Here is a 16,796-nt window from a genome sequence, read left to right as displayed (position 1 = left end):
GAGGAAGAGAACCGATGGTATGTAAATTTAAGAGCCGACTGTATGTAAACCCGGGGAATGGTTATACCGTGGCTGAATACAGCAGTATGGAGCTGGATTGTATTCCAAGTGAAGCAGTCATATCCAATTATGGAACAGAGGTGACGTTCACTGCATTTGGAAAAGAACTTCCTTGTATGAATAATGTAGAGATTGAGATGGAGGGAGACTGGAAAAGGTCCAAGAAATATGGCCTTCAGTTCGGTGTTGACTGGTCGAGGGTTCTCCTTCCCAAAAGCCGGGAGGGAATCATCGGTTATCTGTCCTCCGAATTGATTACGGGAATCGGCCCGGTTATGGCAAGAGAGATTGTCAACCGGTTCGGAACCGATACCTTCACTGTTATGGAGAATCATCCTAATGAACTCCTTGCTATTAAGGGAATTACTGAACAGAAGCTGGAATTTATTATTGAATCCTATCAGAAGAGTGCGGAATTAAGGGAATTAATGGCGTATCTTGCACCTTACCACGTCACACCCAAAAAGGCCGAAAAAATCAAACAGCATTTTGGTCTGGAAGCAGTGACACTGTTGAAGGAAAACCCATACCGTCTTTGTGAAATCAAAGGGTTTGGTTTTATTACCGTTGATTCCATTGCCAGAGCCAGTAAAGACCTCGCTCCGGATGAGCCTGAAAGGATTAAAGCGGCTATTCAATATGTTTTGAGAAAGGGCGCTGAAGAAGGAAATCTGTATTTAGACAGTACCATCATTGTCGATATGGCATATAAGGTGCTCAATGCAGGCTTTCCAACTGATACAGTCAGGCGCGGACAGATTAAGCTGGCAGGAAATGAGCTGGTAATGAAGGATAAGATTCTGGAGGCAGATGGAACGGCTATTTATTTAAAGGCATACCGGGAGGCGGAGAAAGAGGCAGCGTATCATCTTGTCAGGCTGCTCCGTTCACCGGGGAACACGTATAATATTGAGCGGGAATTAGAGGCTGTTTTAGCAAAAAGTAAAATGACGCTTGCACAAAAACAGGAGGAGGCAGTCCGAATGGTATTTCGGTCCCAGGTATCCATCATCACTGGCGGCCCTGGAAAAGGAAAGACTACCATCCTCAAAATTATTCTTCAGATATTTGAACGTCTGGAAAAAAATAAGTCTGTACTACTTTGCGCACCCACAGGCAGAGCCAGGAAAAGACTTTCAGAGAGCACTGGGTATCCGGCTTTTACAATCCACAAAGCATTATATGTAACGGATGATGAGATGGACAATATGGAACCCGAAATCCTCGAAGAGGATTTGATTATTGCGGATGAATTTACCATGTCCGACATGAAGCTTGCCAGTATGCTGTTTTCAAGAATCAAGACAGGAGCCAGACTTATATTGGTAGGTGATGCGGATCAGCTTCCATCGGTGGGACCGGGAGATGTATTTAGAGAATTAATTGTCTCCGATGTGATTCCAGTTACGGTTCTGGACGAGTTTTTCCGGCAGGCGAAGGGGTCAAATATCATATGGAATGCGGATTTGATAAACAGAAATCAAAAGAATCTTCTTTATGGAGATGATTTTACCTTTACCTATGTGGAAGACGCATATGATGCCGCAGAAAAAATTTCGGAAATATATCAGGAGGAATTGGAAAGAAACGGCGGTGATTTGGATATGGTTCAGGTATTATCACCTCTACGCGCTAAAACAGAGGCAGGGGTAACTGCTTTAAATAACCGGCTGCAGGGAATTGCCAATCCGTTTGCTGTTGATAAAGCGGAGTGGGAAACCAAGTACGGTTTGTTCCGTGTTGGTGATCGGGTTATGCAGACGCATAATACAGAAGAGATTGCTAATGGAGATATTGGAAGGGTTGTCCAGATTGGAAAATCAAAAGCTGGGGAAATGGAAATGACCGTGGATTTTGGAGATGTCATTAAAACATATCAGGAAGATGAGTTATCAATCCTTGAGTTAGCATATGCAACAAGTATACATAAATCACAAGGAGCCGAATTTCCAATTGTGATAATCCCGGTACTTACCTGCTTTTGGCCGATGCTAAAGCGAAATATTTATTATACAGGAGTCACGCGGGCAGAATTTCGGGTTCATCTTGTTGGATCAAAGAAAGCTCTCTATATGGCAATTTCCAACAGTGATATCGGCAAGAGAAATACCCTGTTGGCAGTAAGGTTGCGTGCAGAGGCACAGAGACAGGGGCTGATTCCCGGACAAGAAGCTGCATAAGAAGGAGGAAATCAAAAGATGATGAAGATTTTTGAAAACTGGACATTTACCAGAATTTTGCCGGAACCATTTGCGGGCGTGGCTGCAAACCGCGGGAAAAAAGACACAACGGAGGCATCCTGTATTTCCGTCCATAACCATATGTCAAGAATGAAGCGTGCAACCCTGCACGCTTCCACTTTAAAAGCACTGCTGGCCGTATCTGCAATTATAAGAGGAGACCAGGAAGGCGCATTTGGTGTACAGACAGTGTCGGGAACGGTTAAATGGTATTGTATGGAGTACGCAAAGCCTGTGGCTGCCGGTTCTGAAATAAGAATCGGTGTGTATCATCCACAGGATGGTAAATGGAAAGGGATTGTAAAGAACGGAACAACACTGGCGGCATATCCGCAGATTGGTGAGCGGGGGGCAAGCGGCAGGGAAATTATCATGATGTTCATTTTTGCAAGCTTAGCAGAAGGTTCTCTTCATGACGATGAATTTTCCAAAGCCTTCTTGCTGTTAAACGATGAGATAAAAAATGGATATCCGGATGCGGATAAGGCAACGGACCTGGCTTTTCTATGCTGTGACAATCTGTACCGAAGAATTGTCAATAGTGCGTCTCTCGGTGAGTCTGGTATTTTGTTTGACGGGGATAGTATTGCGTCTGGAAATGTACCGTTAATTCTTACCAGTCAACTGGCCGATGGAGATTATAACCCGACCGAGACGATATATGGAAAATTTCAGGTTCTGGAATGTAAGGACTGTGAAAGAACAATAGCAGAATTAAAAGAGCAGTATGACCGCAAATTTGAGCTTACCGATGAGGAAAAAAATCTGGTTCCTAAGCTGCCGGAAAAATACAATGTATCATCAGAAGCACAGGAGATTATGGACGCGGTTATCAACAGCCCCATGCGGGTTTTCCTTAGTGTCGGGGAAGCTGGCACAGGCAAAACAACAAACGCAAAAATTATAGCACAGTTGTTAGGATTGCCGTACTATGCTTTTACATGCAGCGAGGGAACAGATGAAGTGGATCTGGTATCTTCCATGGTTCCCAATACAGGTGAACGGCCGGGAAAGATTCAGATTCCCATCCCAACGTATCAGGATCTAATCATGGACCCGGCTTCCGCTCTGGCGCAGATATGTGGATTGTACGACAACGAAATCAGTGAAGAAGAGGCGTTTAGAAAAATCCTGACCATGTTTTATCAAAATGGATTTGAAAATGGGAAGGATGATAAGAAATTTGTCATGGTAGAGTCCCCTATTGTGACTGGGTGCAGAAGACCATCACTGGTGGAAATACAGGAGCCTTCTGTTATTACCAAACCAGGTACTCTGGTTAAGTTAAATGGACTGCTGGATGAAGGTGCGGCAATCACACTGACCAGTGGAGAAGTGGTGAAACGGCATCCCGACACAGTAATCCTCATTACAACCAATATGGGATATAAAGGGTGCCGGGGATTTAACGAATCCGTTTTGTCCAGAATGCGTATGGTTCATTACTTAGAGCCGCTCAATGCGGAGGCAATGGTAGCCCGGGTCAAGAAGAAAGTGAAATTTGACGATAAGACTTTCTTAAAGAAAATGGCGGATATTGTTTGTGAAGTACAAAAACACTGCAATACAGAAATGATTACGGGCGGAGTATGCGGATACCGGGAATATGAGGACTGGGTGTGGGCTTACCTTATACAGAAGGATATATTGAAAGCAGCAAAATGCACGCTCGTTGCGAAAGCAGCGCCGGAACCAGAGGAAAGGGAGGAAATTTATAAAAAACTGGTGATACCCGCGTTCACAGAGGCGCAGGCGGCATAAAAAAATGAGGAGGAACCAATGAATAAAAAAGTGCAGCAAAAACGTAATCAAATAAAAAATAGAATGGGAAGGCTGACGGATAAAGATTTTTTTCTGTCTCAATCCTATCATGACACCATGTTAAAATCTGTCAGATTGTTGGGACAGAAGAATGATATTACCCTGTTCATGGATTATGAAGAGTCCGATGACGCCAGGATTGCATTTACAAATGGACGGCTCCTCTACTTAAATACGGCGAACTTAATCACAAATCTGATGACGAGCCGGGTGTCTAAAATAAAGAGCCATGAGGGGTTTATAGCCCATGAATGCGGCCATCTTAGATGTTCGGATTTCAAACGGCGGGGCCGGTATGTAAGCGGATTCTCCAGATGGCGTGTGTATCCAAAGCCTCCACAGGTGCAGCTGGTATACGAAAGAAAAGCCTGGGAGGAGATGAAAGGATACTTAAATGCCCATAACGTGGTGGCAGCCTCGGTGATACAGAAAACCGCTTCTTATATAAATAACGTACTGGAAGATGTGTATATTGAAAGTTTTATGTGCCAGAAGTATCCGGGCAGTATTCAAAATGGAATTCAACGTAATGCCGCGCTTATCATTCATCATATTCCAACGCAGGAAGCGCGTAAGGCAGAAAAGAGCGATGGACTGACCATTATGCTGGATATGATTTTCCGCTATGCCAGAGCCGGAAGGACAGAGGCAGAAAAAGAATATGATAAACAGTATTGTTCCCGCTTAAATTCCTGCCGTAAAATCATTGATGAGGCAGTGGTAAGCGCTGACCCGGATATTCGCTTTTATGCTACGAACCGCCTGATGCTAAAGTTGTGGAAATACATCAGACAGGCCATTAAAACAGCGGCAAAGAGCCTGAAAAATGAAATAAACCGGCTTTCGGAGGAAGAACTGAGTAAGAAAATTCAGGAGTATTTAAAGCGGAAAATGTTATGGGTGGCACTTTCAGAGACTATCGGTGCTTCGGAAGAACAGAATGAAGTGGAAGAGGAAATTGAAGGCTGGGACGGGGAGCTGGAAGGAGAACCGGAATCTCAAAATCAGAACGGTAAGAACGAAGAATTAGAAAATGCACTTGAGAAAATGCGAGATGGGCAGAGGCAGGAAGGAGGAGAAGAGGAAACAGAGGAAGGATCGGAGATAGATGAGACATTATCTAATCTTTTGCAGAAAATAGCAGAGGAGAAGTTTCTGCAGGATGAGGAATCGGATTTAAAAAGGAATCTGGAGGAGGAGGCAGCAAATTTTAAATTGGATGGTATCCACAAAGATTCAGTGATTGAAATGCACCGGATGACAACAGTTCCCCTGCGATTGGAAAAAGAATATAAAATGATTGCTCCAGAAATAAACCGAATCACAAGACGGCTGGAAGCATCGCTTGAAGATGTGCTGGAGCGGTTGGAGGGAGGTACGCAATCAGGTCTTTACATGGGGAAACGTTTAAGCCGTGGAAATCTGTACCGGCTGGATGATAAGATTTTTGAAAAAACAATAAAACCGGAAGATGGATTTTCAATCGCATTTGCGGTTCTGCTTGACCTTTCAGGTTCTATGTCATCCGGTGGCAGGATTGAGTCTGCACAAAAAGCGGGTCTTGTCATGTATACGTTTTGCCGGAATCTGGGAATACCGGTTATGCTGTATGGCCATACAACCCATGATATGGGATATACGGAAGTGGTAGACATTTACTCTTTTGCAGATTTTGATTCTGTAGACAATCAGGATTATTTAAGAATCATGAGTGTTAGTACCTATGATTGTAATAGAGATGGAGTAGCACTTAGATTTGTAGGGCAAAAACTGCTAAACCGGCCAGAGGATATAAAAATATTATTAATGATTTCAGATGGACAGCCTTATGCCCAAGGATATAAAGGCGAAATTGCAAAAGCAGATTTGCAAGAAGCCAAATATAGCCTGGAAAAAAGAGGAGTTAAGTTGTTTTCCGCAGCAATTGGTGATGACCGTGAGATGATTGAGGAAATATACAAAGACGGATTTCTGAATATTGCAGATTTCAATACAATGCCAGTCAAACTGGCAGGTCTCATCGCCCGGTTCATCAGATAGAGGAGGAGACATATGGCAGAAAGGGAAGAACGGGACTGGTCTAACGTAGTATCCGGTCAGATTGCTGTGTATAAAACAGATAAGGCACTGTTAGAGCTCATGGATAATTTAAAACCAGCGTCATATTTATTTCCGGCTCATATCCATGCGTCCGGAGACGTGTCAGAAGTTGGGGAAAGGTCCTTAATCCGTCTTAATATGCTGGATTACAGCAAAGGAACAGGGGATAATACAGTGAGTGTCTATGCCAATATCAGCCCAGAAGAAGCTAAATACATATACTCGGCGCTCTTTAATCATCTGTGGGAATTTGATTATCCCCAGGAAAAGATTTTTGGTAATCCAGATAAGGAGGGTTACAGTATTGTCACAAAACTTAAGATTGTCCGGTATGATACTGATTCCCAGGGGAATAAACGTAATTACCCATGGTTTGTAGAAATACAAAACGGACGCGGCATTGCAATGAAAAATTCCAATGGTGGCCGGTATTGTAAAAAGAACAGTTATATCTGTGACAAGAAAGCCAGTCTGTACATCAATGATAAAGACCTGTTTATCCTATTTTGCAAGACAGATGCTTATATACGTGCGTTTGAGACAGAGTATGCATTTCGGGAAAACAGGATTGGAAACTTTACCAGCTTGTATGGTCTTTTAAAGAATGAGATACAGGGAGCAGCCGACAGACTGCTCACTTGTATCCATAGGGAAGATGAGGAACCTATGAAAAAGGCAGGATGATTTAGTTCTAAAGACCCTGTAAAAGTTGTTTGCTTGAATAAGAGGGGCAGATATGATATATTAGATTTGTAAAAGCATAAATTGTCTGGAACAGAAAGGAGGGCTTCTATGTGCCAGATCTCAATCCGCATACCGGATGCAGTTATGTATGATACACATATGAGTGAGGAGGAGGCCGCTGCATTTGCCAGATGTATGGTAGCAGTAGGATATTATACGCAGAATAATGTGTCCATAGGATACTGTGCCCAGATAGCCGGTATGACAGAAGAAGAATTTATTAAATATCTGGGAAAGGGGAAGGTCAGTATTTTCCAGTTTGACAATAAAGCAGAGTTTTTGGAGGAACTGGAGAATGCGTAGAGTGATTGTAAATTCCACCCCCATCATTGTACTTTGTAATATTGGATTATTGGATATACTGAAGGCGCTCTATGCAGAGATTTGTATCCCGGAGGCTGTGTACCGTGAGGTGACAGAGAAAGACGATTCGGCATGTCAGGTATTAAAGACTGCATTGAATTGGATACATGTGGAAAAAATCGCAAACCAGTCAGATAAAAAGATGTATAAGGCGAAGCTACACGATGGAGAAGTGGAAGTCATGATTCTGGCCCAGGAGGGGACAGCGGACGATTTAGTCGTGATAGATGACAATGCTGCTAAAAAAACAGCAAAATATCTCGGTCTAAAAGTTACCGGAACAATCGGAGTCCTTTTGAAAGCCAAGAGAGAGGGGATTATTCCGGAGATTGCTTCCGTTCTCGAAAAAATGAAAAAGAACGGATTTTATATCAGCGAAAGCCTGGAACAGCTGGTACTGGAACAGGCAGGAGAACAACACGATATATAGCGCAATGAAGTTGACAAAAACTATATATGGTGGTAAAATGAGTGGAAAAGCTGATTTATGTAATCCAAGGATTACAAGTAGTTTTTGTTCCGGCATTAAAAACTGGAAGCAGGATTTTAAAGTAACAGAATAAGAGCAGCTATTGTGCTGCGGGAATGAAGAGACATCAAAATGAATTGTTTTGGTGTCTCTTTTTTTGTTTGCAGAAAGGAGGAAGAAGCCAGAAGGCGGAAAGGAGGGAGCGGATGAGAGATTCTTACGATTCGGAGGGATATCATTGCCTTATCATTGCAATCTTAATGGGAGTCAATGCAAGGGAGGCCCGGTTTCTGTATGAACATGGCCTGAATAATCCGATTTCCCAAAAAATTTTAAAAAAGAAGCATCCCAAAATTGTGCGGGTGTCAACAAGAAAGGAGAGAAAAGAAGTTATACAGCAACTGAGAAGCGAGGGTTACAGTATAGAGGCTATCGCAGATATTTTAAACTGTGACCATTCCACTGTGAAACGAAATTCTAAATTGAAAAGGAGATTCACATCATGATGACATTAGAAAAATTTGCCGAAGCTGTCAGCTCTGAAGTAGCCAAAAGATTAGGGGCCGGTTTCCATGTGCATGTTCTGAAACCGGTTATCAACAATGGCATAGTCCAGACACAGTTGTGCATTGAAAAAGAGGGGCAGCAGTTTCGCCCCTCTATTCACTTGAAAGATTTTTTTGAGTGCTACAAAAAAGGAACAGGGCTTCAAGCGATTATTGATGAGATACTGGAATGCTATGCATCGGCGCCAGATATACCGGCTGGTATGCAGGAGATTGTAAATGATATGAGTTTTGAGAAAATCAAAGATAAAATCATGTGTAAACTGGTAAATACCCACGACAACGCTTCTATGCTGGAGAACATCCCAAACATTCCATATCTGGATTTATCCGTTATATTTTTATTATTATGTGAAGAAACAGAAGAAATAGCAGCAACCTTAATGATAACAAATAAGCATTTGAACTATTGGTCTGTGGACAAAGAGGAATTGTATCAGAGGGCATTGGTCAATATGGTAAATAAGTATCCACCAGTGCTTATGAAAATAACGGACATGATGTATGTTTTAACAAACCGGATTCACTTTTGTGGTGCAGAAGTCTTACTCTATCCCGGGCTCATGAGATACTGTGAATTACATGTGGGAAAGGATTTCTTAATCATTCCTTATAGTGTAGATGAGGTGATTCTGTTTCCGACCCTGGGTGCTGAGGATGCTGTAGTTTCTCAGGAACTGGCGGATTTGATACAGTCCATTAATGCAGAGGAAGTTCCGGCAGATGAACGGTTATCCAATCATGCATATAGATATTGTTCCGCTGAGGATAAGGTTATATGCATTTAAGGTGACTTTCATTAGGATAGGAGAGGTTTATGCATATACATAAATTTGCAGATATCGCCTCGTTTGCAGAGATTGGGGTTGGAGGGAATCTTCCGGCAACAGAAGAGTACCGGGAATTCATCAAAAAGCTCCACCCAACACAGTTCCTGACAGGACGGCTGACAGCTCCGTTATATGAAGTAGAGTATTCTTATGTAACTGTGCGGGGAAATTACCGAAAGGCTTATAAATATATCCTGCTGCGTTTGGAGCATGATGATCTGGACCTAGAGATTGAAATGATATTCTCAGACTGGGTAGAGGAATTAAACCGTAAATGTCCATACCGGCGTATTTTAAATGCACAAATTCTTAAAATAACGCCCATAGCGTATGCAACAATCCCATTTGAAATCTAAAAAGGTTCCATTCCCTCATTTCCCGGAGAAAACTCCTGGTTGCCGTTAAATGCCAGGTTACTGCGGACCGAGGCCTTGAAAGAAAAGCGGTTAGCGGCGTAAAAAGACACACCGGAAAGAATGGCTTTTCCGTCAATAGCAGAATAATTGCGAAGGACGGGAGAGAATGGAACAATACAGACTTTTTGATGATTTTTCAGATAAGGTAAAACGGGCAATCCAGTTGTTTCAGATGTTTGAAGATGCTGCGGTCCGGTATCATGAGGATGGTTATTACCTTGCCTTCAGCGGCGGAAAAGACAGTGTTGTGCTTTATGTGCTTGCAAAGATGGCCCATGTGAAGTTTCAGGCACATTATCATTTGACAACAGTAGATCCTCCGGAGCTGGTGCGGTTTATACGGGAGGCATTTCCAGATGTCAAGGTTGAGTATCCGGAGCTGACCATGTGGGATTTGATTGTCAAGAAGCAGATGCCGCCGCTGCGTACAGCACGCTACTGTTGTGAAGTGCTGAAAGAAGGAGGGGGCGAGGGAGCCTTTACGGTGACCGGAGTCCGCTGGGAAGAAAGCAGGAAAAGAGCCAACCGGGATTTCTTAGAGATTCATAAGAAGAAAGGGGCTATTTATCTAAATTGTGATAACGAGGAAGATCGTAGAAAATTAGAAATATGCAGCTTGAAGGGAAAAAGAATATTAAATCCCATCATCGACTGGACAGAGGAGGACATCTGGTGCTTTATCCGTAAGTATCAGGTGCCTTATTGCTGTCTGTATGACCAAGGCTTTTGTAGGATTGGGTGCATCGGTTGCCCTCTGGCAAGCATAAGAAGCCGGGAACGGGAATTTGAGCGATATCCCAAGTACCGCGATGCTTACATACGAGCTTTTGACCGTATGGTAAAGGCGCGTACAGCCAGTGGTAAATCTAAGGGAAACTGGAAGGATGGTGAGAGTGTGTTCCGCTGGTGGATGTATGGAAATGAAAAAACAGATAAACAGGTTGCAGGTCAGATGGAGCTAAAGGATTTTATCGACATGGCGGCTTAGTCACTTCACTGGGTTCGTAAAAGGCATCAATGAGTGGAGTAAAACGTATTGCACGTAAGCACCCAATACGGCCGTAATGTACGTATAACGAAAGAAGGAGGACCAAATGAAAAAACAATCGTGTAGGAACTGCCACAATATTGATCTGAATAAAAAAGAGGAAACAGAAGGAAGGCTGAGTGGACGCTACCGTTATGGCTGCACCGTGCAAAGAAGTGGGTTTATATGCGGCTTTATTATCAGCGATGAGAAACTGGAAGCTTTGGTATGCCCAAACTGGAAAGGAGGGAAGATGGAGGAGGCAGACTACGAAAGGCTGGCGGACGAATTTGGGGAAAGGCTTCAAACTCTGTATGACCGGTGGAATATGTGGAAAATAAGGGGGTGCCCGGAGGCGGATGTGCCTGACGGAGAATATTTAAATCGACTTCGCAGTGGAATAGAAGCGATGATGAGGCAGATTGAGAATACGTTCGCTGAGGCAGATTACCCAGAATGTTATTATGCCCCGCTTCCTCCGGTTATGGATGTGGATTACATGGCGAATTGCCAGCAAATTAAAGAAACCGCAATTCGTGCGCTTGAAGAATACCGAAATAATAAGGATTATTTATGGTTAGCAGACCATATCCAACATTTGGATAATGAGGACAAAGAAAACAGTGAGGCTTACCGTCTCTTGTGTCATGTACAAAGTTTGGAAGAAGCGATTTGCGAAGATGCCTACTTGCAGATGAAGAGAGTGAGCTTCCAGGAAAGCCTGTATGATGACATGGCTAACTGTAAAAGGCGTATTTTGAAAAGAAAGCGCCGGCCATCAAATAGGAAATCGAAAAAAAATAGCCCGCAGATTGTTGGTCAGTTAAGAATCGGTGATTTGAAGGCTTCATAAGGAGGAAAAGAATGGACCATCTTATGTTAGTAAAAAATCTGTTCAATGATATGTTTGTGTTTCTTAATGGTACTCAACCACTGCCTTTAGAATCGCTGGATGATGTCTACCAGGGGGAACCACTATTTCTGGCGCTGATTGGAGGTTTGGACCAGGCACTTTTGGTTGATTATAATAGCGCAATGCAGGAAAGCTATGGATTCTATAAGAAGTATTGCGGCAGAGAACTTACTGAAGAGGAATGGGAACAAGTGGTAGAAGAAATCCAGATGTTCATTGATAAATGGAACAATAGCTGGTGTAAGGGAATGATTTTGGCGTTATTGGCGTTGATGGAACAGGAAGAGGACGAGCGGAAAGGAGAAGGAAAGATGGAGCAGGCAGAAAGTTCCGGAGATGAAGAGTTGGATAGCATAGATAATGCTGCATAAAGTCAGTATAGCCGGGGAATGGTGAATTCTCCGGCTGAATTTAAAGGAGTATGACAATGATAGAAAAATTATATAAAAAGGTTAAGAATATTCAAGATTTTAACGAGACAGCCAGTAAGTTGCGTCAAATGGGACTAAAGGATGAACTTAAAAATCTTGCCGGGAAATATAAGGTTCCTGAAGTGGATTTGAAAGAGTTCCTCTCTGGAAAGCGGTATTTCCTGATAGACGGAGGAGAGACGCAGAAAGATTATATGTCAGCCCGGAGTAAGCTGTTGGATGAAATGTTTAATCTGAATGATCCTCAATTTACGGATGTTATCGGCAACTATCTCATAAGGTGCTGTGATAAAAGCGATTTTGCTGACCTGGTGCTCCAGAAACACAAGACACTGCAGCGGTGTGTTGAGTCAATCATGAGTCGGGCGTATGAAATGGTAAGCGATGAGGTGAAAAAAAGTGGCCGATATGCAAACATGGCTGTTATGGAAGACACAGTTTTTGAATGGGTACGGGATTATTATTTAACGGATGACCGCGAAAAGGAGTCCGAGAGAAGAACGGAAGCAGAAGAGGCTTTCCACAAACGATTGTCGGCGCAGATGAATACTCCGAAGGGAAACAAAAACAAAACCGCTAAGAAACGCAACGCTTCCAAGAAAAATAAAACAGGTGGAGTGAACAGCAATGCATCTGAGAAGGAAGGAAAACATTCTTCAGCCAAGACGGAGGCGACTGACCAGAATAAAGACCAGATTGAGGGCCAGGTTTCTCTGTTTGAGAACGGCCTGGTTGAATAAGGAGGAAATGACCATGTTGATTGCATTTAAGGGCTTTGATAAGGATTTAACTTGTACAAACCACGGTAATACATACCAATATCGATTAGGCGTGTGGAATGAGGAGGATAAAGCAAATTGCGGAATAAATGGAATGCATTGTGCTGAAAACCCATTGGACTGTTTATCCTACTATCCGGACTGGGACAGGGCAGTGTATTACATGGTTGTCGCTGATGGTGATATTGACGAGGATGCATATGACAGCAAAATTAGCTGCACCCGGTTGAGGCTTATAAAGAAACTGGACAAAGGAGAATTTGTGGCTCATAGCTTAAAATATCTTCTTGATCATCCATTTAGAAAAAATAATCACCTTGTGTGTCTGAATCAAGGCGTGGCAAAAAACGGTATTGTGATTGTCAGAGGAGAGAATCCTGTTGCCAAAGGCGCACTAGGAGATGTTCTGGGATTTGCAAAGGAAGTGAGAAGCCAGTCCGAGATTACAGAGATAGGAATACATGCTGTGGATGGAAAAGAGATTCTTCCAGATACTTGGTATAGCATCAATGGAAAAATAAGAAAGGCAGGATAAGAGTCATGAAGAAAATAAGACTGAAAAAGCTGGGACATCTGTATGCAACAGATGAAATGCTTTGTATGGCAGAACAGGATATACCGGAGAATAAAAAGATTGGGTGGCAAAGAGTTGAGCCTGTCTTCCAGCGAGAGGTATATCTGCAGAGTAAAATTTGTGACGGTATTTTGATGGTTGCTATCTATTTGGCGAGGGATTTACGGCTGGGAAGTAAAAAACCATTATATGAAATTTTCATTGATAAGAGTAAAAGAGAATATCTCACTTGGGATACAGTAAAGGGAAAATGGCGGACCGCGTGTGTGGAGGCTCTTGAATTTCCGCATTATTACAGTTATTCATGTGCCTACATAACACCAGAAGAAGACATTAGATTGGCTGAATATCTGGGAGTTACCCAGAAAGGTATGAAAGGTATCTACCAGTACCAGCAGTCCATCCTGGAGGAGCGTCTGGAGAATAGATATAAAAAAGAGACATCTCTATGGGAGGCGGCGATGAAGTTGGTCCCCGATGTTCCAAAAGATTGGCTTCGCTGGGTAAACAGACATGGATTGAATGAGAATTTTATATTTTATGACTATTCAAAAAATGTGAAAGAGGGGTTTTGTACCTGGTGCGAGAAAATAGTACCAGTGAAGAAAGCCAGACATAATACATATGGTACCTGTATATGCTGCGGGCATCGTATCCAGTATAAAGCTAAGGGAAAAGCAGGGAGGCTTTGTACAAAAGCAGAACAGGTTTATTTACCGCAAAAGTACGGTGATGGTCTTATAATCCGGCAGTTTACAGCACAACGATTTTATCAGAAAGGGGAGTATAAAACACCAAAAATAATGTGTAATGAAACCGGAAGAGTTATTTATGATAAGAATCTAACAGACACACAGTATTACTATGGCAGGTATAAACAAAGAGGATACCGCTGGATTAAAGGCTATCCCAGTTACTCGTTTTTTTATGGATACAACGATTATAAACTAAACCATGCTGGTGCTGTGTATAAACGTACAGTACCAGCACTGTCCCGCCATATATTAAACAGGACAGGTCTGCCGCAGTTGATATCTACCGGATACAAAATAAGTCCCAATGATTATCTTAGCGGCCTGGCTGAGGCCCCGTATCTGGAACGCTTTATCAAGGCAGGACTAAAACACCTTACGCTGGATGCACTCAATTGTCGGATTGAGGTGTCAGAATCCCATAGTTTGGCAAAGTCGCTAGGAATAGACGGAAACCGTTTGGGACGGTTGCGGAATAATGATGGGGGCGAATTGTTTCTTATATGGATGCGGTATGAAAAGAAAAAACGCAAAAATATCGTGGATTCAGTAATTTGCTATTTTGAAGAACAGGATATCCGACCGGAGAATATAAAATTCATCCAGGATAGAATGAGTGAATTAAGAATATGCAATTATCTGAAACGTCAGTATGCATTAACTAACCGACCTCCCCTGGAACTTCTATCTACCTGGCAGGATTATCTCAATATGTCAAAACGGCTGAAACGTGATATCACATTGGAAATATTCTATAAGCCCAAAAATCTGGTTGAAAGCCATGATGAAGTTCTACAGTTGTGTGAAGATAAAAACATAACGCTTCAGGCAGTTGATATCGCAAAAGTATATCCGGATGTGGATGCAATCTGTGAGTCCATTAAAGAAAAGTATGAGTATAGTGATCAGAAGTATGTACTTCTTATTCCAAATCGGATTGAGGATATTATACAGGAGGGCAGGGCACTTAGGCATTGTATACGATTCAGCGATGACTATTATGAACGGATACAGAGAAGGGAAAGCTATATTGCATTTTTGAGGAAAGCAGATCAGCCAGAGAAGTCATTCTATACATTGGAATTTGAACCGGACGGGACTGTCCGTCAAAAGCGTACAAGCGGTGACCGACAAAATGAAGATTTCAATCAGGCTGTCAGCTTTATAAAAAAATGGCAGAAGGCAATACAGCCACGATTAACAGAGGAGGATTACCGGCTGGCCAAAGTAAGCGCAAGTCTCCGTGTAGAAGAATTTAAAGAACTGCGGAAGAAAAATGCGAAAGTATGGCATGGTCATCTTGCGGGCATGCCTTTAGCTGATGTTCTGGAAGCTGATTTGATGGAAGTTTCCTTGTGTATGGAGGATGCAGGGGTAACGGAAGCAGACGGTCAGAATAGCGAACTTGTGGCCGCATAAAATCAAGGAGGGATACGACAAATGAAACAGAAGCTTTACTATATTAAGAATGAAACAGCGGAAAAAGCGATTTATAAGAATTTTGAGAATCAGAGGTTTTCAGTGATAGAAAAAGACAGCGAACCTCCAATGGTACTATCGTTTTTCGATGATAAAAATATGACTGATGAATATGAGTATGTTTATATTCCACGCGAGATGTCTAAAAAAGAGGTTGAAGGTCGTTTTGAAGTGGAGAAGCAATGCCCTATGTGTGGAACCGTTACAAGTATTTATCTTACAGATGAGGACATGAATAAATACAGCTGGTACAGCAACTCGCGTTTTAATCGTAGGGGAAGCGGCCTGCCGGCTCCGCATATCCAAAACTTATTTCCGGACCGGACAGAAGAAGAACGGGAATTAATGATGTCAGGGTACTGCTATTGGTGCCAGGAATTGATTTTTGGAGAGGATGAGTTTCTTCTAATGACAGAAGCAGAATTTTCGATGGAGCCAGACCACCTCATTGCATATAACCGTGCAGACCATGATGGATATCGGTGGTGGAATAAGTGGTTTCCACAAAAGGGTACGGATGGAAACCAGTACATGGTGCAGGAAATGAATAAATTCTCTGCGTATATTTTGGAGGAACAGCTTGGCAAGGGCATTTCCGACATTCCGAAACTTGGAGCGTATTATGGAGCAGAGCCATCTGAAGACAAGGAATATCACTTGTACTGCGAGGGAACATATTGTAATTTTCATGTGAAGCTTATAAATAGGAAGAGAAGCTACAATGTGTACATATATGTTTACGAAACAGAAGAGTAAATAAAAAATGGGCAGGAAGCCGCCGGGACATATGATATCTGGAGGCTTCCGTACCATTTCTTATAAGAAGAGGATATGGGATGAGAGACTATATTAACAGAAATATCAGGATAGATGGAAGATTGATTCCCTATCCGGTGTATACATCTTGGGAATATTTTGAGTTGCATGATGGGATTGAAGATGTGGAAGATTTTGTAGATTCAAATCCTGCGATAGAAGAATTAGTGACTCAGATTTTAGCGTTAAAACAGAGTTGTTTTCTTTTGCGTCATACAACACATAGCTGCCAAAGCTTAAGTGACAGTTTGTTTTCCCTAAAACTTAAACTTATTAAAGAGCTCAAAGAGAAATATAATTATAATTTTGATGATGTATGGATGCAAAATCTCATAGGCAGGATTTGATACCATAATGACATTGTTCCGTAGTTATTATACAAATATGAAAAAAGATAGTTGCCCATAGTGGCATGA

17 protein-coding genes are annotated in these 16,796 nt (G+C 42.3%); all 17 read left to right on the top strand.

Features of this window, described 5'->3' with window-relative positions:
* Window positions 1–14: 14 nt before the first annotated feature.
* The 17 genes from recD2 to NE473_RS19005 all read left to right on the top strand — a co-directional run bounded on the left by recD2 (window position 15) and on the right by NE473_RS19005 (window position 16,727).
* Window positions 15–2,240: an SF1B family DNA helicase RecD2 gene (gene recD2 / locus NE473_RS19085; RefSeq protein ID WP_002591441.1), complete on the top strand. Its 2,226-nt coding sequence runs from the start codon at window positions 15–17 to the stop codon at window positions 2,238–2,240.
* Window positions 2,241–2,258: 18 nt separating this feature from the next.
* Window positions 2,259–4,061 carry a P-loop NTPase family protein gene (locus NE473_RS19080; RefSeq protein WP_002591442.1) on the top strand — a complete coding sequence of 601 codons (1,803 nt, stop codon included), beginning with the start codon at window positions 2,259–2,261 and terminating at the stop codon, window positions 4,059–4,061.
* An 18-nt stretch (window positions 4,062–4,079) separates the two neighbouring features.
* Entirely contained in the window at window positions 4,080–6,161 is a 2,082-nt protein-coding gene (locus NE473_RS19075) for a cobaltochelatase CobT-related protein (RefSeq protein ID WP_002591443.1), read from the top strand.
* A gap of 12 nt (window positions 6,162–6,173) precedes the next feature.
* Complete coding sequence (locus NE473_RS19070) at window positions 6,174–6,905, top strand: hypothetical protein (RefSeq protein ID WP_002591444.1); 732 nt, start codon at window positions 6,174–6,176, stop codon at window positions 6,903–6,905.
* A gap of 108 nt (window positions 6,906–7,013) precedes the next feature.
* Entirely contained in the window at window positions 7,014–7,268 is a 255-nt protein-coding gene (locus NE473_RS19065) for a UPF0175 family protein (RefSeq protein ID WP_002591445.1), read from the top strand.
* The gene (locus tag NE473_RS19060; protein WP_002591446.1) at window positions 7,261–7,758 is read left to right on the top strand and encodes a PIN domain-containing protein; all 498 of its coding nucleotides are present in this window, start codon (window positions 7,261–7,263) and stop codon (window positions 7,756–7,758) included. The genes NE473_RS19065 and NE473_RS19060 overlap by 8 nt, the downstream gene beginning before the upstream one ends.
* Window positions 7,759–8,003: 245 nt before the next feature.
* Window positions 8,004–8,303, top strand: coding sequence for a helix-turn-helix domain-containing protein (locus tag NE473_RS19055; protein ID WP_002591447.1), 300 nt, complete (start codon window positions 8,004–8,006; stop codon window positions 8,301–8,303).
* Window positions 8,300–9,151, top strand: a complete 852-nt coding sequence (locus tag NE473_RS19050; protein WP_002591448.1) for a DUF5688 family protein — start codon at window positions 8,300–8,302, stop codon at window positions 9,149–9,151. The genes NE473_RS19055 and NE473_RS19050 overlap by 4 nt, the downstream gene beginning before the upstream one ends.
* A gap of 29 nt (window positions 9,152–9,180) precedes the next feature.
* Window positions 9,181–9,549, top strand: a complete 369-nt coding sequence (locus NE473_RS19045) for a hypothetical protein (protein ID WP_002591449.1) — start codon at window positions 9,181–9,183, stop codon at window positions 9,547–9,549.
* Window positions 9,550–9,715: 166 nt separating this feature from the next.
* Window positions 9,716–10,597, top strand: a complete 882-nt coding sequence (locus tag NE473_RS19040; RefSeq protein WP_002591450.1) for a phosphoadenosine phosphosulfate reductase family protein — start codon at window positions 9,716–9,718, stop codon at window positions 10,595–10,597.
* Window positions 10,598–10,889: 292 nt separating this feature from the next.
* Window positions 10,890–11,489 (top strand): hypothetical protein, encoded by a 600-nt coding sequence (locus NE473_RS19035; protein WP_256265361.1) that lies wholly within the window; start codon window positions 10,890–10,892, stop codon window positions 11,487–11,489.
* A gap of 11 nt (window positions 11,490–11,500) precedes the next feature.
* Window positions 11,501–11,920 carry a hypothetical protein gene (locus NE473_RS19030; protein WP_002591452.1) on the top strand — a complete coding sequence of 140 codons (420 nt, stop codon included), beginning with the start codon at window positions 11,501–11,503 and terminating at the stop codon, window positions 11,918–11,920.
* 56 nt (window positions 11,921–11,976) lie between these two features.
* On the top strand, window positions 11,977–12,720 hold the full coding sequence (locus NE473_RS19025; protein ID WP_002591453.1) for a Cas9 inhibitor AcrIIA9 family protein: 744 nt from the start codon (window positions 11,977–11,979) through the stop codon (window positions 12,718–12,720).
* 13 nt (window positions 12,721–12,733) lie between these two features.
* A complete protein-coding gene (locus tag NE473_RS19020) occupies window positions 12,734–13,294 on the top strand; it encodes a DUF7666 domain-containing protein (protein ID WP_002591454.1) in 561 nt (186 codons plus the stop codon).
* Window positions 13,295–13,299: 5 nt separating this feature from the next.
* Entirely contained in the window at window positions 13,300–15,504 is a 2,205-nt protein-coding gene (locus tag NE473_RS19015; RefSeq protein WP_002591455.1) for a PcfJ domain-containing protein, read from the top strand.
* A 21-nt stretch (window positions 15,505–15,525) separates the two neighbouring features.
* Complete coding sequence (locus tag NE473_RS19010; protein ID WP_002591456.1) at window positions 15,526–16,320, top strand: hypothetical protein; 795 nt, start codon at window positions 15,526–15,528, stop codon at window positions 16,318–16,320.
* 80 nt (window positions 16,321–16,400) lie between these two features.
* A complete protein-coding gene (locus NE473_RS19005) occupies window positions 16,401–16,727 on the top strand; it encodes a hypothetical protein (protein WP_002591457.1) in 327 nt (108 codons plus the stop codon).
* The last annotated feature ends 69 nt before the right edge of the window (window positions 16,728–16,796 follow it).

The organism is Hungatella sp. SL.1.14, from assembly GCF_024460495.1.
Taxonomy (GTDB): Bacteria; Bacillota; Clostridia; order Lachnospirales; family Lachnospiraceae; genus Hungatella; species Hungatella hathewayi.
This window is presented reverse-complemented; position numbering and strand designations above follow the sequence as displayed.